Annotated in this window: 22 protein-coding genes; 9 read left to right on the top strand and 13 right to left on the bottom strand. The window is 52.8% G+C overall.

Features of this window, described 5'->3' with window-relative positions; translation table 11 throughout:
• Nucleotides 1-356: 356 nt before the first annotated feature.
• The 5 genes from ACMYSL_RS13700 to ACMYSL_RS13680 form a co-directional block, all read right to left on the bottom strand.
• Nucleotides 357-1,820 carry a mannitol dehydrogenase family protein gene (locus ACMYSL_RS13700; protein ID WP_434663524.1) on the bottom strand — a complete coding sequence of 488 codons (1,464 nt, stop codon included), beginning with the start codon at nucleotides 1,818-1,820 and terminating at the stop codon, nucleotides 357-359.
• 231 nt (nucleotides 1,821-2,051) lie between these two features.
• Nucleotides 2,052-3,428, bottom strand: a complete 1,377-nt coding sequence (locus ACMYSL_RS13695; protein WP_434663522.1) for an MFS transporter — start codon at nucleotides 3,426-3,428, stop codon at nucleotides 2,052-2,054.
• 43 nt (nucleotides 3,429-3,471) lie between these two features.
• On the bottom strand, nucleotides 3,472-4,491 hold the full coding sequence (locus ACMYSL_RS13690; protein WP_434663519.1) for a Zn-dependent oxidoreductase: 1,020 nt from the start codon (nucleotides 4,489-4,491) through the stop codon (nucleotides 3,472-3,474).
• Between the two features lie 10 nt (nucleotides 4,492-4,501).
• On the bottom strand, nucleotides 4,502-5,716 hold the full coding sequence (rspA, locus tag ACMYSL_RS13685; protein WP_182239058.1) for a starvation-sensing protein RspA: 1,215 nt from the start codon (nucleotides 5,714-5,716) through the stop codon (nucleotides 4,502-4,504).
• Between the two features lie 208 nt (nucleotides 5,717-5,924).
• Nucleotides 5,925-6,251, bottom strand: a complete 327-nt coding sequence (locus tag ACMYSL_RS13680; protein WP_110274092.1) for a YnfA family protein — start codon at nucleotides 6,249-6,251, stop codon at nucleotides 5,925-5,927.
• 138 nt (nucleotides 6,252-6,389) lie between these two features.
• Between ACMYSL_RS13680 and ACMYSL_RS13675 the strand changes: the two genes are divergently transcribed.
• Both ACMYSL_RS13675 and speG read left to right on the top strand, forming a co-directional pair.
• A complete protein-coding gene (locus ACMYSL_RS13675; RefSeq protein WP_142513889.1) occupies nucleotides 6,390-6,731 on the top strand; it encodes a DUF1283 family protein in 342 nt (113 codons plus the stop codon).
• 67 nt (nucleotides 6,732-6,798) lie between these two features.
• Entirely contained in the window at nucleotides 6,799-7,359 is a 561-nt protein-coding gene (gene speG, locus ACMYSL_RS13670) for a spermidine N1-acetyltransferase (protein WP_110274090.1), read from the top strand.
• Here the strand turns inward: speG and ACMYSL_RS13665 are convergent.
• Nucleotides 7,353-8,063, bottom strand: a complete 711-nt coding sequence (locus ACMYSL_RS13665) for a YnfC family lipoprotein (RefSeq protein ID WP_182239062.1) — start codon at nucleotides 8,061-8,063, stop codon at nucleotides 7,353-7,355. The genes speG and ACMYSL_RS13665 overlap by 7 nt on opposite strands.
• Nucleotides 8,064-8,165: 102 nt before the next feature.
• On the opposite strand from ACMYSL_RS13665, the gene ACMYSL_RS13660 reads away from it, so the two are divergent.
• From ACMYSL_RS13660 to clcB, 6 genes are all read left to right on the top strand, one after another.
• Nucleotides 8,166-8,417: a DUF1161 domain-containing protein gene (locus tag ACMYSL_RS13660; protein ID WP_434664075.1), complete on the top strand. Its 252-nt coding sequence runs from the start codon at nucleotides 8,166-8,168 to the stop codon at nucleotides 8,415-8,417.
• A gap of 151 nt (nucleotides 8,418-8,568) precedes the next feature.
• Nucleotides 8,569-11,004, top strand: a complete 2,436-nt coding sequence (ynfE, locus tag ACMYSL_RS13655; protein WP_304259483.1) for a selenate/tellurate reductase subunit YnfE — start codon at nucleotides 8,569-8,571, stop codon at nucleotides 11,002-11,004.
• A 10-nt stretch (nucleotides 11,005-11,014) separates the two neighbouring features.
• Nucleotides 11,015-11,632 carry a DMSO/selenate family reductase complex B subunit gene (locus tag ACMYSL_RS13650; RefSeq protein ID WP_182239066.1) on the top strand — a complete coding sequence of 206 codons (618 nt, stop codon included), beginning with the start codon at nucleotides 11,015-11,017 and terminating at the stop codon, nucleotides 11,630-11,632.
• Between the two features lies 1 nt (nucleotide 11,633).
• Complete coding sequence (locus ACMYSL_RS13645) at nucleotides 11,634-12,491, top strand: DmsC/YnfH family molybdoenzyme membrane anchor subunit (RefSeq protein WP_434663514.1); 858 nt, start codon at nucleotides 11,634-11,636, stop codon at nucleotides 12,489-12,491.
• Between the two features lie 40 nt (nucleotides 12,492-12,531).
• Nucleotides 12,532-13,140, top strand: a complete 609-nt coding sequence (dmsD, locus tag ACMYSL_RS13640) for a Tat proofreading chaperone DmsD (RefSeq protein ID WP_434663511.1) — start codon at nucleotides 12,532-12,534, stop codon at nucleotides 13,138-13,140.
• A 142-nt stretch (nucleotides 13,141-13,282) separates the two neighbouring features.
• Nucleotides 13,283-14,578 (top strand): voltage-gated ClC-type chloride channel ClcB, encoded by a 1,296-nt coding sequence (clcB, locus tag ACMYSL_RS13635; RefSeq protein ID WP_434663508.1) that lies wholly within the window; start codon nucleotides 13,283-13,285, stop codon nucleotides 14,576-14,578.
• Here the strand turns inward: clcB and bioD are convergent.
• The 3 genes from bioD to ACMYSL_RS13620 all read right to left on the bottom strand — a co-directional run bounded on the left by bioD (nucleotide 14,531) and on the right by ACMYSL_RS13620 (nucleotide 17,601).
• Nucleotides 14,531-15,226 carry a dethiobiotin synthase gene (bioD, locus tag ACMYSL_RS13630; protein WP_110274082.1) on the bottom strand — a complete coding sequence of 232 codons (696 nt, stop codon included), beginning with the start codon at nucleotides 15,224-15,226 and terminating at the stop codon, nucleotides 14,531-14,533. The genes clcB and bioD overlap by 48 nt on opposite strands.
• Nucleotides 15,227-15,353: 127 nt before the next feature.
• Nucleotides 15,354-16,574, bottom strand: a complete 1,221-nt coding sequence (mlc, locus tag ACMYSL_RS13625; protein ID WP_110274081.1) for a sugar metabolism global transcriptional regulator Mlc — start codon at nucleotides 16,572-16,574, stop codon at nucleotides 15,354-15,356.
• Between the two features lie 124 nt (nucleotides 16,575-16,698).
• Nucleotides 16,699-17,601, bottom strand: a complete 903-nt coding sequence (locus ACMYSL_RS13620) for a LysR family transcriptional regulator (RefSeq protein ID WP_182239074.1) — start codon at nucleotides 17,599-17,601, stop codon at nucleotides 16,699-16,701.
• A 118-nt stretch (nucleotides 17,602-17,719) separates the two neighbouring features.
• Here ACMYSL_RS13620 and ACMYSL_RS13615 point away from each other — a divergent pair, with 118 nt between their 5' ends.
• Nucleotides 17,720-18,970 carry an MFS transporter gene (locus ACMYSL_RS13615; protein ID WP_181486072.1) on the top strand — a complete coding sequence of 417 codons (1,251 nt, stop codon included), beginning with the start codon at nucleotides 17,720-17,722 and terminating at the stop codon, nucleotides 18,968-18,970.
• Nucleotides 18,971-19,004: 34 nt separating this feature from the next.
• On the opposite strand, the gene ACMYSL_RS13610 is transcribed toward ACMYSL_RS13615, so the two are convergent.
• From ACMYSL_RS13610 to ACMYSL_RS13595, 4 genes are all read right to left on the bottom strand, one after another.
• Nucleotides 19,005-19,097 carry a KPN_01571 family protein gene (locus tag ACMYSL_RS13610; protein WP_220022287.1) on the bottom strand — a complete coding sequence of 31 codons (93 nt, stop codon included), beginning with the start codon at nucleotides 19,095-19,097 and terminating at the stop codon, nucleotides 19,005-19,007.
• A gap of 178 nt (nucleotides 19,098-19,275) precedes the next feature.
• Nucleotides 19,276-19,866: a LysE family translocator gene (locus ACMYSL_RS13605; RefSeq protein WP_434663502.1), complete on the bottom strand. Its 591-nt coding sequence runs from the start codon at nucleotides 19,864-19,866 to the stop codon at nucleotides 19,276-19,278.
• Between the two features lie 44 nt (nucleotides 19,867-19,910).
• On the bottom strand, nucleotides 19,911-20,750 hold the full coding sequence (locus tag ACMYSL_RS13600; RefSeq protein WP_434663499.1) for an AraC family ligand binding domain-containing protein: 840 nt from the start codon (nucleotides 20,748-20,750) through the stop codon (nucleotides 19,911-19,913).
• 89 nt (nucleotides 20,751-20,839) lie between these two features.
• Nucleotides 20,840-21,841 (bottom strand): RelA/SpoT domain-containing protein, encoded by a 1,002-nt coding sequence (locus tag ACMYSL_RS13595; RefSeq protein ID WP_304259493.1) that lies wholly within the window; start codon nucleotides 21,839-21,841, stop codon nucleotides 20,840-20,842.
• Between the last annotated feature and the right edge of the window lie 169 nt (nucleotides 21,842-22,010).

Genomic DNA, 22,010 nt, shown 5'->3' with positions numbered 1-22,010 from the left:
CTTTTCTGATTGATTAGATATCGTTCCATGCCAATTTACCAGCAATCATCACGCGGAATTTAATCATCAGACCTACTACCATACAAGTGATCGTCATTAAAAAACCATCAAAGATCACACTAATATAGACATGTATTTAATACGCTAATCAAGAAGGGTTTTGGAATAAGAGTGATGAATTAATTAATCATATAGTGTGAGCATAAATATTATTTAACACTCTCTGCAGAGTCTTTGTTCCGCATCTGATGAAAGCAGAGCCGGAGTTAAAATCAATAATGGGAAATTCAGGCAGGATACATCATAGGATTGCGAGGGATAATGCCGCCAGTAAGGCGGCATCAGAATGGAGAAATTTAGTTGGCCTGGGCCCACGCACCAACAGTGGCTTTTGCGCCGTTCTTTTGCAGTGCTAAATAGGCGTTAGTGACCGCATTTACGAAGCGGCCTTCCTGTACCAGAGTCTGACCGAAAATGGCCTCAATACCCAGCAATGCCTTCACTCGTCCTTCACCTTCTTCGCTGTTGCGCACGGTCCCGGCAATCACCGGCAGCAACGGGTCAGAAATTTCAATTGCCTGTCCCTGGTCATCAACGCCGCTGACGTAGCGCATCCAGCCCGCAACGCCCATCGCCAGCAGAGTAAAGTCGCTGCCATGTGCCAGATGCCAACGAATCGAATCCAGCATGCGCTGTGGCAGCTTCTGACTACCGTCCATCGCTATCTGCCAGGTGCGGTGCTGCAACGCCGGATTGCTGTAACGGTCGATAAGTAAACCTGCGTAACGCGCTAGATCTACGTCCTGTACTTTCAGCGTCGGAGCCTGTTCATTCAGCATCAGCGCATGCGCGGCACGGCGATAGTTGTCGTCCAGCATACAGTCATTAATATGCTGATAACCGGCCAGATAACCCAGGTAAGCCAGGAAGGAGTGGCTACCGTTGAGCATACGCAGCTTCATTTCCTCAAACGGCAGCACGTCAGATACCAGTTCAGCGCCCGCCTTTTCCCATTCCGGACGACCGGCAACAAAGTTATCCTCAATAACCCACTGGCGAAACGGTTCACAGGCGACCCCAGCAGGATCGTGCACGCCGGTGAGTTGTTCAATTTTGTCCAACGTATCCGCTGTAACAGCCGGGACGATGCGGTCAACCATCGTGGATGGAAAAGTAACATTGTGCACGATCCATTCAGCGAGATCGGCATCAACTGCACGGGCATAGGCACAAACAACATTACGCATCACGTGGCCGTTTTCCGGCATATTATCGCAGGACATGACGGTAAATGCGGCCAGCCCAGCCGCCTTACGTCGTGCCAAAGCTTCCACAACCACACCCGGCGCTGATTTTGGCTGATGCGGGTTTTGCAAGTCGGCGACAATCAGCGGGTGATCCAGCTGTAGTTCACCGCTCGCTGGGGAGTGGCAGTAACCTTTTTCAGTAATGGTCAATGAGACAATGGCGACCTGCGGTTCACACATTTTCGCCAGCACGCTTTCCAGACCATCCACCTGGGCGTGCATTGCCTGCTTCACCACGCCGACAACGCGAGCAGTCCAGGCATCCGCCGACATCTCGGCGACGGTATACAGCAAATCCTGCTGTTGCAGGTCGGCAATCTGTTGCTCGCCGCCGATTAAATTCACTTCGGTATAACCCCAGTCGCTGTCGTGTTCTGTTGCCAGAATATCGGCATATACCGCCTGGTGGGCGCGATGGAATGCGCCAAAGCCCAGGTGGACGATACGCGGAACGAGCCGGTTGCGATCGTAAGAAGGCAGCGTGGCATTAGCTGTTAAAAGCGTGTTTTCCATGGTGACTCTCATTTTATGATGTTCAAAAATCCATTCTCAATGAGAATGGCTCAGTGATATAAACCATCTCATATGATTGGTATAACACCTTTGATTTTCATCAACTACCATACAAGAAGATAACATCGTTATATATTCAGCATATTTGCATGAAGGGATAGAAAATGCCGGGCTAAAAGCCCGGCAGGTTATTAATTTACAACTATCATCAAGGTGCGGACTCTATGGAACTCAAATATATTGCCCGTTGCCTACCGTTTTTTTCTCCGGCGTACAATCTGCAGCATCATTGAGCAAACTCAAATCACGGTCGCGGACTTCTGGCATCAGAATGGCAGAAATTAAACCAATGATTGAATAACAAACTAGCATAATAACGATGGGCATCCATGAGCCGGTCATATTACAGAAAATACCAGCCAGTACGGGACCAAAGCCTACGGCAACTAAACCGCCAGCCTCTTTCGAAATCGCCATACGGGTAAAGCGATTACGGGAACCAAACAGTTCGGCCATGGTAATATTTTCCAGAGCAAACAGACCTAACACCGCCACATTATGAATCACAATCAATGACGCCATAATAGTGCTTGCGCTATAGCTCTTATCTACAATTATCGACAGCATCGGGTAAGCCAGAATAATCGCCGAGATATTGATGATAATGTAAGGTACGCGACGACCTATTTTATCTGATAGCCACCCCAGGAAAGGAATAGTGATAAAGCCAATAACCGAGCTAATCATTAATGCGTCAGTTGGTATACCTTTATCAAACAATAACGTTTGTACCAGATAACCTGCGAGGAATGTTTGCAGTAAGCCGGAGTTACCCGCTTGCCCAAAGCGCAGACCCGTCGCCAGCCAGAAGGACTTACTTTTCAGCATCGCACCGAGGGTGTTCTCACTAGCCGCAGCCTCTTCCTGCAAAACATTTTCTTCACTAACCTTTTCAAATACCGGGCTTTCTTTCAGGTTCAGACGTAACCAGATAGCAAAAATCATCACCACAACGCTTGCCAGGAACGGAATACGCCATCCCCACGCGACGAGCTGTTCGCGGTCCAGTACGAAGAACATGACCGCCCAGATGGCCGTGGCGCTTAACGTTCCGCAGTTGGTTCCCATCGCGACCAGCGAAGAGATAATGCCGCGCTTACCTTTTGGCGCATATTCTGCCAGCATGGTGCCCGCTCCGGAAATTTCAGCCCCGGCGCCTAATCCCTGAACGATACGTAAAGTGACCAGTAATACCGGCGCTAATATACCGACCTGAGCGTAGGTTGGCAGAACGCCAATCAGGGTGGTACAAATCCCCATCATGGTGATAGTAATAAACAGGACTTTTTTACGCCCTATGCTGTCACCCATCTTACCAAAAAAGAATGCCCCGACGATTCGTGCAATATACCCTGCGCCATAAGTCCCCATTGCCAGAATAAGCGCCATGGCAGCAGATTGTTCAGGGAAAAATATTTCATGAAAAACCAGCGCCGCGCCAAGAGAATAGAGCTGGAAGTCCATAAACTCCAGCGCGGTACCTAACCAACCAGATACGGCTGCACGAATGAGATCTGATGTTGTTCTCTCATTTTTAACTGTAGTCATAATGATTATCTCTAATTGTAGGATATAGAGTCCGCACTCGTAATTATTGCCCGAAGGTTAATAAAACCTTACAGCAACGTTTTCTGTCATTCTCAAAAAGTTCCAGTGCATCAACAACACGTTGATACTCAAATTCGTGAGTGATCAGCTCCTCTGGATTAATTAGCCCTTGCTCTAACCAATCAATTACCACCGGGAATTTATTGGCATTCAGGCGTGACGAGAAAATAGATAACTCTTTCCCGGTAATGCCTTGTTGAACAACCTGAGAGGGTTCTGTTGAGAATCCCATCAACACAATTCTTGCCGCCGGTGAGGCTAACGTGACGGCTTCTTGCAAAATCGTCGGATGACAGGCGGCGTCAATAATCAGCGTCGGCTGTATTCCCTTCTCTTTCAGCGTTTCGGGTAACGGCTTCTCGCCATTATTGATAACCCAATCCGCTCCGTTGCGCTGCGCCATCTGCAGACGCTCATCAATCCGGTCAACCACGATCACCTGCTTAACGCGGTACACCCGTTTCAGTACCTGGATAGTCGTCAGGCCCATCGGCCCAGCCCCGTAAACCAGCGCAACATCCTGGTCAGTTGGCGAGACATGTCCGGTAACATTAGCCGCAATAGTGAAAGGTTCAATCATCACCGCATGTCGGTCAGAAACCGTATCCGGTACCAACCAGGCATTTTTAGCCGGCACGACGGCGTACTCGCTAAAACCGCCATCCCGATGAACGCCCAGCACCACTAAAGAGGTACACACGTTCGGTTTTCCCACTGAGCAAGGATAGCAATGACCGCAGCTAATCACCGGGTCAACGCTGACGCGCTGGCCAACGGCTTTATCAGTGACACCTTCACCAACCGCATCAATCTCGCCGAAAAATTCATGCCCTATCACGCGCGGATATTTAGCAAATGGGTTGTGCCCGCGATAAATATGGCTATCAGAACCGCATATTCCCGCCAGTTTCACTTTGACCCGCACTTCCCCTGCCGCAGGTTGCGGAATTGGACGCTCTTCAATCACTAACTCGTTAGGTTGACGAATCACAATACTTTTCATTTCTTTCTCCTCACCAGTTCCACAACGTGCCGTCTTCCAGACGGGCTACCGGCAAATAAGCGGGTTCATAGGGATATTTCGCTGCCAGCTTTTCATCAAACTCAATGCCCAGGCCCGGTTTTTCACCCGGATGCATATAGCCATTATCAAACGTCCAGCTATGCGGGAAGACTTCCAGCATTTGCTCGGAATAGCCCATATATTCCTGCACGCCAAAGTTCGGCACCCACAGGTCGAAATGCAGCGCTGCGGCCATACAAACTGGCGACAGATCCGACGGCCCGTGTGAACCGGTGCGCACTTGATAGAGCGAAGCAAAATCGGCAATGCGGCGCATACCCGTAATCCCACCGGCGTGAGTAATGGTGGTGCGGATATAGTCGATCAATTGTTCTTCAATCAACTGCTTACAATCCCAAATGCTGTTAAAGACTTCCCCAACTGCAATCGGTGTGACGGTATGCTGACGAATTAAGCGGAAGCACTCCTGGTTCTCTGCCGGGGTCGGATCTTCCATCCAGAACAGGCGATAGTCTTCGATACTTTTACCAAAGCGCGCCGCTTCAATCGGCGTCAGGCGGTGGTGCATGTCATGGAGTAAATGCTCGTTAAAACCAAACTTCTCGCGCACGGCAGCAAATAGCTGCGGCGTAAAATCGAGGTATTTTTCTGTCGACCACAGCTGCTCTTCCGGCCACTGCCCTTTGGTAGCTGGTTCGTAGGCCTGCCCTTTGCCTTTCGCCATGCCGTAGGTGGTTTTCATACCCGGCACACCGCACTGCACGCGAATGGCCTTGAATCCCATCTCCTGGTGGCGAGCATAATCATCGAGTACTTCATCAATGGAGTGACCCGTGGTGTGGCAGTAAACCATGACCCCTTCCCGCGATGCCCCGCCCAGCAGCTGATACAAAGGCATGCCTGCTGCTTTTGCTTTAATGTCCCACAGGGCCATATCGACGGCGGAAATGGCCGACATCGTCACCGGACCGCGACGCCAGTACGCGCCTTTATAGAAAAACTGCCAGATGTCTTCAATACGATGCGCATCACGCCCTACCAGCTGCGGACAAAGGTGATCGCGCAGATACGATGCGACTGGCAGCTCACGGCCGTTTAGCGTGGCGTCACCGTAGCCGACAATTCCGTCATCGGTGGTGATTTTAAGGGTGACAAAGTTACGTCCTGGACAAGTGACGAAAACTTCAGCGGCAACGATCTTCATCTCATCTTCCTTACATCTATGCGGTTAGTGAATAAAATTAAAACATCAGACCTACTACCATACAAGTATGACGATCAAAAAGAATGCGTTCGATCACATTATCTCGGTTGCCAAAATGGGATCTCAAAAGGCGGGAATGAATTAAGATGGGGAAAAAACAATCCGGACCAATGCGGGTTTGGTCCGGATGATTAACTCAAGGCGATCGCTATGCTCGTCCCCATCCTGCCACAATGATTAGCATCCCGCACAGCGCAATCAGCGCCCCTGCCCAGTCGTAATGACTCAGTTTTACGCCATCAACGAAACGTAGCCAGAGCAGCGCCGTACAGACATAAACACCGCCGTAAGCCGCATAGACGCGTCCGCTGGCTTCCGGATGCAGCGTCAACAGCCAGACAAACAGCGTCAGCGCCAAAGCTGTCGGAATCAACAGTAACGGGCTTGCCCCACGTTTCAGCCATAGCCAGGGTAAATAGCAGCCGATGATTTCACACAGGGCGGTAGCAAAGAAAAGTAATGTTGTTTTTAGCATTTAAAGATTCGTAAAGGGGACAATGAATTAATCCATTCTACGCAATAATGCCCCATAACCAGGTCTGTTTTGTCGGGTATGCCGTCGAAAAGAGATGTAGTAAACTCAGACTAAGGGGATCACTTAAAGGAAATCGTGATGAATATGACATTGAACAAACGCTGGTGCCTGACCGCTATGCTGGCGCTGAGCGCGGTAATCTTTACCGCATCGTCATTTGCCAAAACTGACAAGCTGGTGATTGAATCCGGCGATAGCGCGCAAAGCCGCCAGCAGGCCGCGATGGAAAAAGAACAGTGGAACGACACCCGTTCTTTACGCCAGAAGGTCAACACGCGTACCGAGAAAGAGTGGGACAAAGCCGACGTGGCTTTTGATGCTCAGGACAACTGCCAGAAGAGCGCGAACGTTAACGCGTACTGGGAACCCAACACCCTACGCTGCCTTGATCGCCGCACTGGCCGTACCGTAGCACCGTAATTTATGGCGCCTGCGGGCGCCATAATTCATACAACTGCGCAATAACTCACAGGTATTAGGTATTCCCATGACTGACGCTCATCACGTCAAACTTCGCCCACTCGAGCGCGAAGACTTACGCTTTGTCCACCAGCTCGATAATAACGCCAGCGTTATGCGCTACTGGTTTGAAGAGCCTTATGAAGCCTTTGTCGAACTTTCTGATCTGTACGATAAACATATTCACGACCAGAGCGAACGCCGCTTTGTCATTGAATGCGACGGTGAAAAAGCCGGCCTGGTGGAACTGGTGGAAATCAATCACGTTCACCGCCGTGCGGAGTTCCAGATAATCATCTCCCCGGATTATCAGGGGAAAGGTCTGGCAACCCGCGCTGCGAAGCTCGCAATGGACTACGGCTTTATGGTGCTCAACCTCTATAAGCTGTATCTCATTGTTGATAAAGAGAATGAAAAGGCAATTCACATTTACCGCAAGCTCGGTTTCATAGTGGAAGGTGAACTCATTCATGAATTCTTCATCAACGGCGAATATCGCAATACTATCCGCATGTGTCTGTTCCAGCACCAGTACCTGACCGAGCACAAAGCACCAGGTCAGACGTTGCTCAAGCCGACGGCTCAGTAATACTCGATGGTGTTTTTGATAGTGTAGTGGTAAGTCAGCGGTGGCTGGACGCTGTTATCGACCATCTGCTGCTCGCAGCGAGTCGGGTTGTAATAATCATCGTATTCGCAGGTCTGCTGTACGCTGCCGACCGGATTATCATCTGAAACCAATACAGCGCTATAGTTCAACTTCTGACGTGAGTCGGCTGAAGGTGTCAGCGTTACCGCATAACGCGCATCTTTAGCCGTCGTGGTTTTCCCCAGCGGAAAACCCTCGCTATCATAGCGATAAGAGGTCGTTGTTTTTTTACCCATTGACGTTACGATAAAACCATTATCATCCATCTCCCACTTCATCCCTTCAGACACCATTTCAGCCAGTTGGCATTTCCCCTGCAAGCGTAGGCGTTTTTCATGAGTTTCAGAATCAAGGTAGTAATTCGCATCCAGCAACCACGCCCCTCCGGTGTTCTCTTCACGATTATCCAGAGCGATAAGATCAAAGCACCCTTCGTTTGACAAACGCGCTCTCACCTCTTTAATCGCTTTATCATGTTCATCAAACAGCGTCTGAGTAAACTCCTTCACCGGCCCGCGCAGCGGATCGAACTCAAATTCGTTAGAAAAACTCGCCATTTCCGGCGTAAACGCTTGTGGCGCTGCCTTTTCATCGCAGGCGCTAAGCGCCCATACCGCCGATACCAGCAAAAACAGTCTTTTCACGCGCGATTCCTTTTGTGCATAGTGCAATCATATTAGCAAATACAATTGTTTACACCACGTCTGCTATGCTTAAATCTGGATAACGTCAATAAGGAGTTTATGATGAAATTATCACCCTGGCTATGCGCGGCTCTGCTGCTGGGTTCAGCATCCGCTTTGGCAGCACCCGACTCATGCGAGCGGGTTAAAAACGATATTCAGCAAAAAATCATCAATAACGGTGTCCCTGAATCAGGGTTTAGCCTCGCGATTGTCCCGAACGATCAAATCGATCAACCCGGAGCGCAGGTTGTCGGCCACTGCGCCAATGATACTTTTAAAATTATCTACACCCGCGACAGCGACTCGCAGTAACCTCCCGCCGTTATGTTGTAAAGGGTCTTATCCCTCGGTTGACCGGGGATAAGATCTTCCTAACCCCTTTTAAGTATTATTTCTCACTCCACGCCACCCTATTACGGCGGCGTCGTCCCTACACCATTATAACAAGATCATGGAGTGAGCTATGTCTAACCAGGAATATCCCGGCGGCCTCAGCCGTCGAACGCTAATAAAATCATCCGCCCTTGGCTCGCTGGCTCTTGCGGCTGGCAGTCTATCGTTACCTTTTAGCCTGCGTACCGCCGCCGCTGCGGTTCAACAGGCTACCCAGAGCGAAGAACGTATTGTCTGGGGCGCCTGCTCGGTCAACTGCGGCAGCCGCTGCGCCCTGCGTTCGCACGTACGCGATGACGAAGTTGTCTGGGTAGAAACCGATAATACCGGGCCGGATGTTTATGGCGATCATCAGGTTCGCGCCTGCCTGCGCGGCCGCTCTATTCGTCGCCGCATTAATCATCCTGACCGCCTCAATTACCCGATGAAACGCGTCGGTAAACGCGGCGAAGGTAAGTTTGAGCGTATTAGTTGGGAAGAAGCGCTGGATACGATTGCCGATAACCTCAAAAGGGTCGTCAACGATTACGGCAACGAAGCAGTTTATCTCAATTACGCCACCGGCATCGTCGGCGGCAATATGACCCGTTCCTCTCCTGCAGCCTCTCCCGTAAAACGCCTGATGAACTGCTACGGCGGTTCACTGAATCTGTACGGCTCATATAGCACCGCTCAGATTTCCTGTGCGATGCCCTACACATACGGCAGCAATGACGGCAACAGCACCTCCGATATTGAAAACAGCAAACTGGTGGTCATGTTCGGCAATAACCCAGCGGAAACCCGCATGAGCGGCGGCGGCATTACCTATTATTTAGAGCAGGCACGCGAGCGTTCAAACGCGCGAATGATCGTTATTGACCCGCGTTACACCGACACCGCCGCCGGTCGTGAGGATGAGTGGATCCCCATTCGTCCCGGTACCGATGCCGCGCTGGTGGCAGGCATCGCCTGGGTGCTGATTAACGAAGGCCTGGTCGACCAGCCGTTTCTCGATGAATATTGTGTCGGTTACGATGAAAAAACGCTTCCGGCAGATGCCCCGGCAAACGGACATTACAAAGCGTATATTCTTGGCACAGGCGATGACGGCATGGCCAAAACCCCACAGTGGGCCTCACGTATCACCGGCATTCCCGTTGACCGCATTGTGAAACTGGCCCGGGAAATCGGCAGCACCAAACCAGCTTATATTTGCCAGGGCTGGGGGCCGCAGCGCCAGGCCAACGGCGAGTTGGCATCCCGCGCCATAGCCATGCTAGCGATACTCACCGGTAACGTCGGTATTAACGGCGGCAACAGCGGGGGGAGAGAATCTACCTATACCATCACCATTGAACGCCTGCCGGTGTTGGAGAATCCGGTTAAAACCGCCATCTCCTGCTTTAGCTGGACCGATGCCATCGATCGTGGCGCAGAGATGACCGCCACTCGCGACGGCGTGCGCGGTAAAGAGAAGCTGGATGTACCGATTAAATTCTTCTGGAACTACGCCGGTAACACCATCATCAACCAGCACTCTGACATCAACAAAACCCATGAGATCCTGCAGGACGAAAGTAAGTGCGAGATGATCGTGGTTATCGAAAACTTTATGACTTCGTCGGCTAAATACGCCGATATCCTGCTGCCGGACCTGATGACCGTTGAGCAGGAAGATATTATTCCCAACGACTACGCCGGTAATATGGGTTACCTCATCTTCAGTCAACCAGTCACTTCAGCCAAGTTTGAACGCAAACCCATCTACTGGATCCTCTGTGAAATCGCGAAACGCTTAGGCGATGATGTTTATCAGAAATTTACCGAAGGCCGTACCCAGGAGCAGTGGTTACAGCATCTGTACGGCAAAATGCTGGCAAAAGACCCGGCTCTGCCGAGCTATGACGAGTTGAAACAAATGGGCATCTACAAGCGCAAAGACCCTAACGGACACTTCGTCGCTTATCGTGATTTCCGCAAAGACCCGCTTGCAAATCCGTTGAAAACCCCATCGGGTAAAATCGAAATTTACTCCAGCCGACTGGCAGATATCGCTGCCAAATGGCAACTGGAAAAGGATGAAACCATCAGCCCGCTGCCAGTCTATGCCTCCACCTTCGAAGGCTGGGATGACCCACTGCGTGATAAATTTCCGCTGCAAATGTTCGGTTTTCACTACAAAGCGCGTACCCACTCCAGCTACGGCAATATCGATGTGCTACAGGCCGCCTGCCGTCAGGAGGTATGGCTTAACCCGCTGGATGCCGAAAAGCGCGGCATTAAGAACGGCGATATAGTGCGCGTATTCAACGCTCGCGGTGAGCTGCGGATCCCGGCCAAAGTAACCCCGCGCATCATGCCCGGCGTGTCGGCAATGGGCCAGGGCGCATGGCATGATGCCAACATGAGTGGCGATCGCGTCGATCACGGTGCCTGTATCAATACGATCACTACCCATCGCCCATCGCCGCTGGCTAAAGGCAATCCGCAGCATACCAATCTGGTCGAAATCGAGAAGGTTTAAGGAGTAAACCATGAGTACACAGTATGGATTTTTTATCGATTCCGCCCGCTGCACCGGCTGCAAAACCTGCGAGCTGGCCTGTAAGGATTATAAAAACTTAACCCCGGACGTCAGCTTTCGCCGCATTTATGAATACGCAGGTGGCGACTGGCAGGAGGATAACGGCGTCTGGAATCAAAACGTCTTCGCCTATTATCTCTCGATCGCTTGTAATCACTGCGAAGATCCGGCCTGTACTAAGGTCTGTCCCAGCGGCGCAATGCACAAACGCGATGACGGGTTTGTGGTGGTGGATGAAGAGGTTTGTATCGGTTGCCGTTATTGCCATATGGCCTGTCCGTACGGCGCGCCGCAGTACAACGCGGCGAAAGGTCATATGACCAAATGCGACGGCTGCCACACCCGGGTTGCCGAAGGCAAAAAACCTATTTGCGTCGAGTCTTGTCCATTGCGGGCGCTCGATTTTGGACCTATTGAAGAACTGCGCCAAAAACATGGCCAACTTGCCGCCGTCGCACCGCTGCCGTCGGCACACTTCACCAGGCCGAGTATCGTTATCAAACCGAACGCCAATGCGCGTCCGTGTGGCGATACCACCGGCTATCTGGCTAATCCAAAGGAGGTGTAAAATGGGAAATGGATGGCATGAATGGCCGCTAGTACTGTTTACCGTGCTGGGGCAAAGCGTCGCAGGGGCGATTATCGTCGCCGGACTTGGCTGGCTATCATTAAACAACAACTCTGAAGCTCAGCAGCGCCTGGTGCGCAGTATGTTTTTTATCTGGCTGCTGATGGGAATTGGCTTTCTCGCTTCGGTCATTCACCTCGGTTCACCACTGCGGGCATTTAACTCGCTTAACCGCGTTGGCTCATCGGCATTGAGTAACGAAATCGCCAGCGGTGCGCTGTTCTTCGCCGTGGGTGGAATCTGGTGGCTGCTCAATATTCTCGGAAAAATGCCGCGAATATTAACTAAGGCCTGGCTGCTGCTGACCATGCTGCTCGGCTGCCTTTTCGTGCTTGAGATGACTCTGGTATACCAGATTGATACCGTACCAACCTGGTACAATGGCTACACCACTGCCTCATTCTTTCTGACGATGGTGCTGTGCGGCCCACTGTTCGCAGCCTTGCTGCTGCGCATCGCCAACGTACCTTTTAATGGCAGAGTGTTCGCCTCAATGAGCGCCCTGGCGCTGTTGGCCAGCCTGGCGGTGGTGATTTTACAAAACACCGAACTGGCGGAGATCCACAGTTCAGTCCAGCAGGCCAGCGCCCTGTTACCGGATTATGGCTGGCTGCAAATCCTGCGCTTAGTACTGCTGACGCTGGGCCTCGGCTGCTGGATTTGCCCGCTGGCAAGACGCAAAAACCCGCATGTCGCCAGTCTGGTGCTTGGTTTGATTCTGGTTTTGCTCGGTGAGTTCATCGGGCGCGGCCTGTTTTATGGTCTGCATATGACCGTCGGTACGGCGATTGCCGGTTAATAAATGGGTGCTGCCGCACCCAGCGCAGTAAGGAACAAGTATGATGCAACCGCAAGACCGCGACGCCGTCGCCCTTAGCGCCCGTACGCTGGGCGCATTGTTTTCCTTTGCTCCGGATAGCCCGCAGGCCGCCCCGCTGATCGCCGCTTTTCGCGACGGTAGCTGGCAGGCTGAGTGGCCTTATGCTGTCGCCGATACGCTGACGACGCAGTTCTCGACGGCTGACGATGAACCGTTGCCGCAAGCCTGGCAACGCTTATTTATCGGTCCGTGGGCGCTGCCTGCACCGCCCTGGGGCTCCGTGTGGCTGGACAAAGAAAGCGTGCTGTTCGGCGATTCAACGCTGGCGCTACGCGAGTGGATGCGCGCGAATGGCATCAGTCTGGCAGAGCAGCGTTCTGAACCGGAAGATGGCTTCGGTACTTTGCTGCTGCTGGCCGCCTGGCTCTGCGAGTCAGGTCAGGATGAGGCATTTACGCAGTTGCTTGCCTGGCATCTGCTACCGTGGTCAGGCCGTTTTCTCAGCGTGTTTATCGCTGATGGCGGAAATCCGTTTTATCAGGCGCTGGGCCAGCTGGCGCTAGCAACGCTCGCTCAATGGCAAGAACACTTACCCTGCGCGGTCGCTGAAAAACCGCTCTATCGGTAATCCTCCGCGCCATGCCTGCCCCACAGTCATGGCGCAACAAGTGACGCTGTCACTTAAAAACCAACGTAAGCACTTATAGCTTTTGCGTATATCCTTATTTCCAATCACAATAAACCATAATTTCCACTACCCGTACCCTCTGATGCACCGTCTGCATAGTTATCCTGATGTCCAGGTCATGTTTCGTCGCCTGTTAATTGCCACGTTAGTCGGCATCTTTGCCGCACTAGCGGTCGCCCTGTTTCGCCATGCCATGGCGGGCCTGGAAAGCCTGTTTCTCAGCAATGACAGCGGCAGCCTGGTTAATGCTGCCCAATCACTCCCTTGGTGGCGGCGGCTGTTGACGCCTGCACTTGGCGGGATGGCTGCGGGATGCCTGCTTTGGCTCTGGCAACGCCGCACGGTTGAGCGCCCTCATGCGCCAACCGACTACATGGAAGCTCTGGAAACCGGGGACGGTGTGTTTGATACGCCAGCCAGTCTGGTGAAATCGCTGGCTTCACTGCTGGTGGTCGCCACCGGCAGCGCCATTGGTCGCGAGGGGGCGATGATCCTGCTGGCGGCGCTGGCGGCTTCGCTGTTTGCCCGCCGTTTTACGCCAAAAGACGAGTGGAAGTTATGGGTCGCCTGCGGTGCCGCCGCCGGGATGGCGAGCGCCTATCACGCGCCGCTGGCCGGCAGCCTGTTTATCGCCGAGATATTATTCGGCACCCTGATGCTGGCCTCGCTTGGCCCGGTAGTAATTGCCGCCGTCGTTGCCCTGTTGCTGACCAATCTGATGAACGGTGGGTCAGCGCCGCTTTATCACGTTGAATTCCACGACACCCTGCGCGCCACGCATTATGCTCTGATGCTGGCAACCGGCCTGTTGGCTGGGCTATGCGGGCCGCTCTTTATCTGGCTGATGAGCTTCAGCCATCAATGTTTTGTTCGCCTTCGCCTGACTCCTCCGTGGCAGTTGGCGCTGGGAGGCATCATCGTCGGTCTGCTGTCGCTGATCACCCCAGCAGTCTGGGGGAACGGCTATAGCGTGGTGCAAAGCTATCTTCTGTCGCCACCGCTGTTTAGTGCCGTGATTATCGTCTTTGTGTGCAAGCTGCTGGCGGTGCTGGCAAGCAGCGGTTCCGGCGCTCCGGGCGGCGTATTTACGCCAACGCTGTTTGTTGGGCTGGGAATTGGCATGCTGTTCGCCAGCTTTATGGGGCTATGGCTGCACGATTATCAGGAAATAGCGATTATGATTGGTTTAACCGGCATGGCGACATTTCTGGCAGCCACGACCCATGCGCCAATTATGTCTACATTGATGATTTGTGAGATGACCGGGCAGTATGTATTACTCCCCGGCTTACTGATTGCCAGCGTACTGGCATCAGTGCTGTCGCGGACGTTACGCCGTGACTCTATCTACCGCCATCACCTCGCCGAGCATCGATAAATCAATATACTGGCTCAGCTCGCGCTGCTCGGCGCGCGGTAAATAAGGCAGCTCGCCAATAAGCGGCCCCGGCAGTTTTTTGCTCAGCACGTCGATGATTTCAGCATAGTGCGCCAGACCGGGGTTGATACGGTTGGCCACCCAGCCAATCAGCGGCAAACCATCATTGGCAATGGCCTGCGCAGTCAGCAGGGCGTGGTTGATGCAGCCTTCCTGAATACCCACCACCATCAATACCGGAAGCTGTTCCTGCACCACCCACTCTGAGAGCGGACGCAAGTCGTTCATCAGGCTGCGCCAGCCGCCGGTGCCTTCGACCACCACGTGATCGACCTGACCGCTCAGGCGCTGGAGGCCATCCGACAGCAGACTGTAGTTAATTGGGCAGCTATGCGCCACGCTGCTTTCATCTTCGCTTAACGCGATGGGATTGACAGCGTCATACGGCAGCACGAGCGAAGAAACGCTCTGTAAAACCAGCGCGTCTTTGTTCCGCAGTCCGTCCGGCGTCTCTTTGCTGCCCTTCGCCACAGGCTTGTACCCGGCCACGCTTTTGCCGCTGGCAGCAAGTGCCTGCAACAGCGCACGGGAGACCACCGTCTTCCCGACAGCAGTGTCAGTACCTGTTATGAAGAAACGCTTAAACATCACTAGCCCCACAGTTATGTTGATGAAAAATACAGGAGAGAAATAGTCAACTGTGGAAAAAGTCTACGCGAAGCTGCCAAAGTCCAGCTTGAGATAGCGCAATTTTTGGTGTGAATATGAAAAAATGTTAACCCTGTAACAGTCGTATCAGCAACGATCCGTTATAGAGCGCATCTTTGACCAGAGCCGCGCCAGCCATCGTTCCCCGGTTAGAAAACTGGGTGCTTTCTACCGCAATATGGCGACTGTAGGCCGGTAGCGACTGTTGCCGAATACAATCAGAAATTGCCGGAAACAAGATATCCGCGGCCAGGTTAAAGGGGGAGCCAATGAGGATTTTTTGCGGGTTAAAAAGGTTCACCATGATTGCCAGAATCCGCCCGACGTGGTTCCCGACGCCGCTGATAATATCCCGCGCCAGCAGGTCCCCCTGCAGCGCGGCCTGACATAACCATTCAACGCTCAACGGCTGCTGATGCAACATTGAGCTCATCGATTTAGCCATCCGAACCTGTGCCAGTTCGAGCACGCTTTCGACGCTGGCGATGGTTTCCAGGCAGCCATGGTTACCGCAGTAGCAGCGTTTTCCGTACGGATCGACCTGAGTATGGCCGATTTCCACCAAGCTGCTGCTGCCCGCATGTAGCAGGCGGCCATCGGTGATGACTCCAGCACCAACGTTATGGTCGATAACCACCTGAATGACGTCCCGTGCCCCTCTCGACGCGCCAAACAGCGACTCAGCCATGGTCCATGCGCTGATATCATGCTGAATGTAGACCGAGACCCCGGTATGGTTAGATAAGATCTCGCCAAGCGGCATATCTTTAACATCATCATAAAACGGCATCCGGTGGATGATGCCGTTTTCAGTATCGATAATTCCCGGCATGGTGATGGCAATAGCGGTTAATCGTTCCAGCTTTTTTTGATGACGAATAAAAAACTGATCAACATGATCGAGTACGCGCGTCGCAAAAGGCTGAACATGCTGTAACGCCAGCTCAAGCTGCTCTTCCACCACCAGCTTGCTGCTTAAATCACGCAGGGCGAGATGGATTTCGCCGCGGTTAATGCGGATGGAGAGATAGTGCCAGGCTTCCGTTTCCACCATTAACCCAACGGCGGGACGCCCACGGCTGCCGGGGTCCTGGATTTCGGTTTCCTGCACCAGGTGCGCTTCCAGCATTTCACGCACGATTTTGGTGATACTGGCAGGTGCCAACTGCGCGAAGCGCGAGAGGTCGATACGCGACACCGGGCCAAGCTGATCAATCAGGCGATATACCGCGCCTGCGTTGGTCTGCTTTATTTGATCGATATGGCCTGGCTGACTGTCCGCTACCACCGTTGACTCCCTTTATTTTCGCGCTTCGAAATAAACTGAGGGCTATGGTGAAGCACTTCAATGCTTCACGTCAAATTTTTACTTAGCCTTGTGATTTACCGCACATTTCTAGATGGTTTTTGTCCTAAAAATCTAATGTGGCGCTGGCGAGAAGCGACTCACGAAAGCGCTGCGCCGCCTGTCCCTGCTCGTGATGCTTCGACCACACCAACCACATTTCAGATACCGCGTCCTGCTCCTCAATGGGTAACCAGCGCATTTCCGACAGTTGAACCCGCCTGAACGATGCGGGCAGAATTGACACGCCAAGCCCGGCGGCGACCAGTCCAATAATGGTCATCGCCTCACCCACCTCTTGAGTGATAACCGGCGTTAAGCCATAGCGGCGCATCAGCCCGAGAATATCGTCGTACAACCCGGTTCCTACGTGAGGATCAAAAAACACAAACGGTTCCCGAGCCAGCTCCCGCAGGCTGACGCTCGGTTGGCTTGCCAGGGGATGGTCGCGCGGAACCATGGCCAGCAGCGGCTCGCGCAGCACCCTTTCCCAGGCCAACGTATCCGGCAACTGGGTATTGCGCATCAGCCCCAGATCGAGCGTTCCCTCGTTAAGGGGCACGATTTGTTCCCGGGTGTTGGTTTCCCGGGTCTGGATATGCACATCCGGATAGCGGCGGCGAAAAGTCGACAGCGTGTCGGATACCGCCTTAATAAAGGGAGCCGATGAGGTAAAACCGATTCGCAGCTCACCGGTTTCACCATGGTGTAAACGGGCGGCACGGGCGGCGGCTTCGTCAACCTGGGTAAGAATCTGTCGGCTATCAGCCAAAAACTGCTTCCCTGCTTCCGTCAGGCTGACGCTGCGGTTAGTACGGGCAAACAGACGCGCGCCAATCTGCTGTTCAAGGATTTGAATCTGCTGGCTAAGCGGCGGCTGGGAGATATTCAAACGCGCCGCCGCATGACCGAAATGTAGCTCTTCGGCAACGGCAATAAAGTAGCGCAGGTGACGCAGTTCGATATTCATATTTAAAACGTCTTATTTGAGATTATTAATATATTAGACAGAATATTTACATTTTCATACCCTTTACTGGTGACCTGCGAGGCCACTTAACTCTCTGTTTATCAGCAAGGATTTTTCCGTGAGTCGTACAACTACCGCTGACATCGTGCCGGCAAGCGACGTCAGCGACGCTATCGTTCCCCAGCCAAATCAGTTTATTAAACGCGGCACCCCGCAATTTATTCGTGTTACTCTCGCGCTCTTTTCTGCCGGACTGGCGACCTTTGCGCTGCTCTATTGCGTGCAGCCAATTCTGCCAGTGCTCTCCAGCGAGTTCGGCGTTTCACCGGCCAGCAGTAGTATTTCGCTGTCGATTTCAACAGCCATGCTGGCGGTCGGTCTGCTGTTTACCGGCCCGCTTTCCGACGCCATTGGTCGCAAACAGGTGATGGTTACCGCGCTGGTGCTGGCCTCGTGCTGCTCTCTGCTGTCGACGATGATGTCAAGCTGGCACGGAATTCTGATTATGCGCGCATTGATCGGCTTATCGCTAAGCGGCGTGGCGGCGGTCGGTATGACTTATCTGAGTGAAGAGATTCATCCCAGCGTTGTGGCGTTCTCAATGGGGTTGTATATCAGCGGTAACTCCATTGGCGGCATGAGCGGCCGCTTGTTGACCGGGGTGTTCACCGATTTCTTCGGCTGGCGCATCGCGCTGGCGGTGATTAGCTGTTTTGCCCTCGCCGCGGCGATCATGTTCTGGCGCATCCTGCCGGAATCGCGCCATTTTCGTCCGACCTCGCTGCGGCCGAAATCGCTGCTGATTAACTTCCGCCTGCACTGGCGCGATCGCGGCCTGCCGCTGCTGTTTCTCGAAGGTTTTTTGCTGATGGGGTCGTTCGTCACTCTGTTTAACTATATCGGCTACCGCCTGATGCTCTCGCCGTGGTCGCTGAGCCAGGCGGTCGTTGGCCTGCTGTCGGTGGCCTATCTGACCGGCACCTGGAGCTCGCCGAAAGCCGGGGCCATGACGGTACGCTATGGTCGCGGCCCGGTGATGTTGTTCTCCACAGCGGTGATGCTCGGCGGCCTGCTGCTGACCCTGTTCTCATCGCTATGGCTGATTTTTATTGGCATGCTGCTGTTCTCCGCCGGGTTCTTCGCCGCGCATTCGGTCGCCAGCAGTTGGATAGGCCCGCGGGCCCGACGCGCGCGCGGTCAGGCATCATCGCTCTATTTATTTAGCTACTATCTGGGTTCCAGTATGGCGGGTACATTGGGTGGGGTTTTCTGGCATAACTACGGCTGGAACGGCGTCGGCGGGTTTATCGCGTTGATGTTAATAGCAGCACTTCTGACCGGCGCGTGTTTACACAAACGTCTGAAATAAAACGTCTTAACGTGGCCTGAACGGGCCACGTTGCTCACCACATTCCCAGAACCGACGACATACCCATTAACTCTCTGAGAGCATCAACGGAAAGCAGTGCGATAAACAGCCAGGTAAACGGATTCATAATCAACCCCGCATCAGCAGCCAGCGCCTTTGATGAGTTTAGCCGCTGGCCAGAGAAAGAGTCTGCTATTTTGCGCACATTTGGATTATTTCGACCTAAACATAAAATACGCAACCGATTAATCAATACATAATGCTGATTTTGGTGGCTAACGGCGTTTAAGGTTGCGCAAGAATGGTTATTTCAGCATTCCCGCCCAGGCGGAGAGCAGCAAAAGCAGCGCCATAGTGCGCTGGAAACCCACCAACCCACGATCGGTACGAAACATCCGATTGACCACCTGCCCAAGCCACGCCCACGCCACCAGACAAACTAGCGATATCAATAAAAACCACAGCGCCATCAGCGCAATCACTGGCAGCGGATGCTGGCCCGTTGGTGCAAACAGACTCACCACCGCCAGCGCCATCATCCAGGTTTTCGGATTCACCACTTGTAACAACGCCGCCGCGCGAGCGGTAAAACGCTTTTGCGTCCCGCAAGCTAAATCTGGCGGCGACGCGCTAAAGAGCTGCCAACTGAGCCAGCTCAGCCATAAAGCCCCGGTCCAGCTCATTATCTGCCGCACCAGCGGATACTGGTGCAAAAGCTCCCCAGCTCCAGCTCCCGATATCATCACAATCAGACTGGCCGAGACGCATGCGCCAATTACCGCTGATAGCGTGGCCTTCACGCCATAACGCTGGCTGTTGGCCAGAATCAAAATATTGGTCGGCCCAGGGGTGATAGAGGCAACAAAGGCAAATAACAGATACGGCAGCAGATCCACAGGTAGCTCCTTTTATAAGGCAAGCGACTACTTTGCGGATATTTTCAGGAAACGTCTGGAAGGTTTGTGCACAGGCGACGGTAATGCGCCGGAGTCAGCCGATATGAGCGCAGAAACCAGCGCCCGAGATGGCTCTGGTCAGCAAAACCCAGCGTGGCGGCAACGTTCACCGGCAACTCACCGCAGGCTAATAGCTGTCGCGCCTTAGCCAGCCGCAGTTGAATAAGCCATGCGTGAGGCGCAAGGTTGAACTCACGCTTAAAGCAGCGCGTCAGGGTGAACCTGTCGGTGCCCGTCTCGCGGGCCAAATCGGAAAGGCCAATATTTTCCCCCACATGAGCATACAGATAATCTCTCGCCCGATGAGCCACTGCCGCACTTTGGATATGCGAGGGCAATTTTTTGCGCCAGTGGCAATGCGCCGTGAGCTGGGACAGCAAGCTGTCCATGCAGCTCTGCTGGACAATGCGCAGCTCATTGCCGTGCAGGGTATTAAAGGTTTCGCCGATCGCGCGCACCAGCTGCGGTTCGCGAGTCAACGTGCGGGCAAAATGCAGCGAATAGCTTCCGGGAACCGATTCATACAGTCCTTGCAGAGTATCGGTCAGCCATTTTTCATCAAGATAAAAGGTCAGATAGGTGAATCCGCCAACGATCGGGGCATCGCCATCATGGATTTCGCCCGGTTCCAGTAAAAAAGCATCACCCGGATGGCTGCGATGGCGTTCACGGCGGCAGGAAAACTGCTGAGTACCGGACAGAGTGATCCCCACCAGATAGCTGTCGTGCCAGTGTGGATCATAGGCGTGGCCTTCAAAATGCGCCTTAATCGTTTCAATTCCCGAGTCTGCGTGCTGTCGCAGCTCCAGCCAGTCATGAGTCATACACTCCTCCACTTTACCGCAGCATTGACGATCCTTTCGGCGTTGTCTGGAAGATTTGTGCACCACGCCTTGCGCCGCCTCATTTTGCGCTATTGCACTATCTTCAGTAACTCGGTGGTGAACTGACTAATATCAATCTGATAGGCCGGATAGGCTTCCTGTAATTTGCTGAAGTCACCCACATTGACCATGATGGTGGTGAGCCCTTTCGCCTCATTTTGTTGATACAGGGCCATCGCATCCAGTTTCTCAAATTCGGTGAATAAAACGGTATCGACCTGCATCACTTTGCCTGCAGGCGTCACAGAGATCACCGCGCTATCTATACCGGTGTAATCATCAAGGATGTGCGGCGATGAGATAGTAAAAGACATCAACTTGGTATAGACGGAAAGCTCGGACTCCAGCGCCCTGAGAGCATTGATGTTACCTGGCAATTCCGCCGTAACAATCCCGGCATCCTTGCAGTAAAGGATTTCACTAAATAGCCTGAAAAACTCCAGCCAGCGAGGGTCCGCCTGCTGCGGACTGGTCTTAAGTTTTGTGCCTTCAAACAAGTCAACAATTTCAATGGCGGTTGACCAGACATGTTGTAATTTTGTGCGAAACTGCACTTCAACATCAAACCCTCCGCAGGAATAAATTCGATGAATTCCGCGATATCCGGTGGTTTTGGGGGCAATTAAATAGTCTCTTGTTCGCTTAACGATCGCCCCGTCGATATCCGTTCGATAGATTTCGGCCTCAACCAAATCATCATAGCTATCCATAATCACGCGGCAGCCCGCAATATCGCTCATCTGGCTCACGTTGATGGTCGTGGAGGTCATGCCATCCAGAGAGGGACGGGATAATTTATCCAGAATAGTGGGGAAACGTTTTAACCTTGACGTGACTTGCCCCACGCCAAACTGCTCCAGGGCGCTACGAATATGCCTCATCGGTCGATCGTGTGCCGCCCGGTATTCCTGAATGATAACGATGTCCTTTTCAGAGGCAGTACCTTTGCGAATACGTCTGCCGGCTTTTTCAATTTGACTACGGGAATGCTTAAGGATGAATTCACCATCCTGAAATGCGCTATCGGGCATGATTTTATCGTTAATTGGCTACATGAAGTGGATCACTTTCCCACATCCGAAACCGTCATCAAAACAAAGATTTCACTTGTACATATGATTTCGCACGTCCCGTGCCCATAGGGCCTCTGCCAGTGAAGGATTACAATGGTGTAAAGTCGATATATACCCTAAATAATTC

The sequence above is a fragment of the Klebsiella sp. MISC125 genome, assembly GCF_051131775.1.
In the GTDB taxonomy this organism is placed as follows: Bacteria; Pseudomonadota; Gammaproteobacteria; order Enterobacterales; family Enterobacteriaceae; genus Klebsiella.
This window is presented reverse-complemented; position numbering and strand designations above follow the sequence as displayed.

Bases quoted from the DNA above. Each gene is read 5' to 3' on its own strand.
- ACMYSL_RS13675 (WP_142513889.1), top strand. From the start codon at position 6,390: ATGAATATGACATTGAACAAACGCTGGTGCCTGACCGCTATGCTGGCG.
- rspA (WP_182239058.1), bottom strand. From the start codon at position 5,716: ATGAAGATCGTTGCCGCTGAAGTTTTCGTCACTTGTCCAGGACGTAAC.
- ACMYSL_RS13660 (WP_434664075.1), top strand. From the start codon at position 8,166: ATGAAATTATCACCCTGGCTATGCGCGGCTCTGCTGCTGGGTTCAGCA.
- ACMYSL_RS13620 (WP_182239074.1), bottom strand. From the start codon at position 17,601: ATGAATATCGAACTGCGTCACCTGCGCTACTTTATTGCCGTTGCCGAA.
- bioD (WP_110274082.1), bottom strand. From the start codon at position 15,226: ATGTTTAAGCGTTTCTTCATAACAGGTACTGACACTGCTGTCGGGAAG.
- ACMYSL_RS13645 (WP_434663514.1), top strand. From the start codon at position 11,634: ATGGGAAATGGATGGCATGAATGGCCGCTAGTACTGTTTACCGTGCTG.
- ACMYSL_RS13700 (WP_434663524.1), bottom strand. From the start codon at position 1,820: ATGGAAAACACGCTTTTAACAGCTAATGCCACGCTGCCTTCTTACGAT.
- ACMYSL_RS13610 (WP_220022287.1), bottom strand. From the start codon at position 19,097: ATGAATCCGTTTACCTGGCTGTTTATCGCACTGCTTTCCGTTGATGCT.
- ACMYSL_RS13595 (WP_304259493.1), bottom strand. From the start codon at position 21,841: ATGCCCGATAGCGCATTTCAGGATGGTGAATTCATCCTTAAGCATTCC.
- ACMYSL_RS13690 (WP_434663519.1), bottom strand. From the start codon at position 4,491: ATGAAAAGTATTGTGATTCGTCAACCTAACGAGTTAGTGATTGAAGAG.
- dmsD (WP_434663511.1), top strand. From the start codon at position 12,532: ATGATGCAACCGCAAGACCGCGACGCCGTCGCCCTTAGCGCCCGTACG.
- ACMYSL_RS13600 (WP_434663499.1), bottom strand. From the start codon at position 20,750: ATGACTCATGACTGGCTGGAGCTGCGACAGCACGCAGACTCGGGAATT.
- ACMYSL_RS13680 (WP_110274092.1), bottom strand. From the start codon at position 6,251: ATGCTAAAAACAACATTACTTTTCTTTGCTACCGCCCTGTGTGAAATC.
- ACMYSL_RS13650 (WP_182239066.1), top strand. From the start codon at position 11,015: ATGAGTACACAGTATGGATTTTTTATCGATTCCGCCCGCTGCACCGGC.
- clcB (WP_434663508.1), top strand. From the start codon at position 13,283: ATGCACCGTCTGCATAGTTATCCTGATGTCCAGGTCATGTTTCGTCGC.
- speG (WP_110274090.1), top strand. From the start codon at position 6,799: ATGACTGACGCTCATCACGTCAAACTTCGCCCACTCGAGCGCGAAGAC.
- ynfE (WP_304259483.1), top strand. From the start codon at position 8,569: ATGTCTAACCAGGAATATCCCGGCGGCCTCAGCCGTCGAACGCTAATA.
- ACMYSL_RS13695 (WP_434663522.1), bottom strand. From the start codon at position 3,428: ATGACTACAGTTAAAAATGAGAGAACAACATCAGATCTCATTCGTGCA.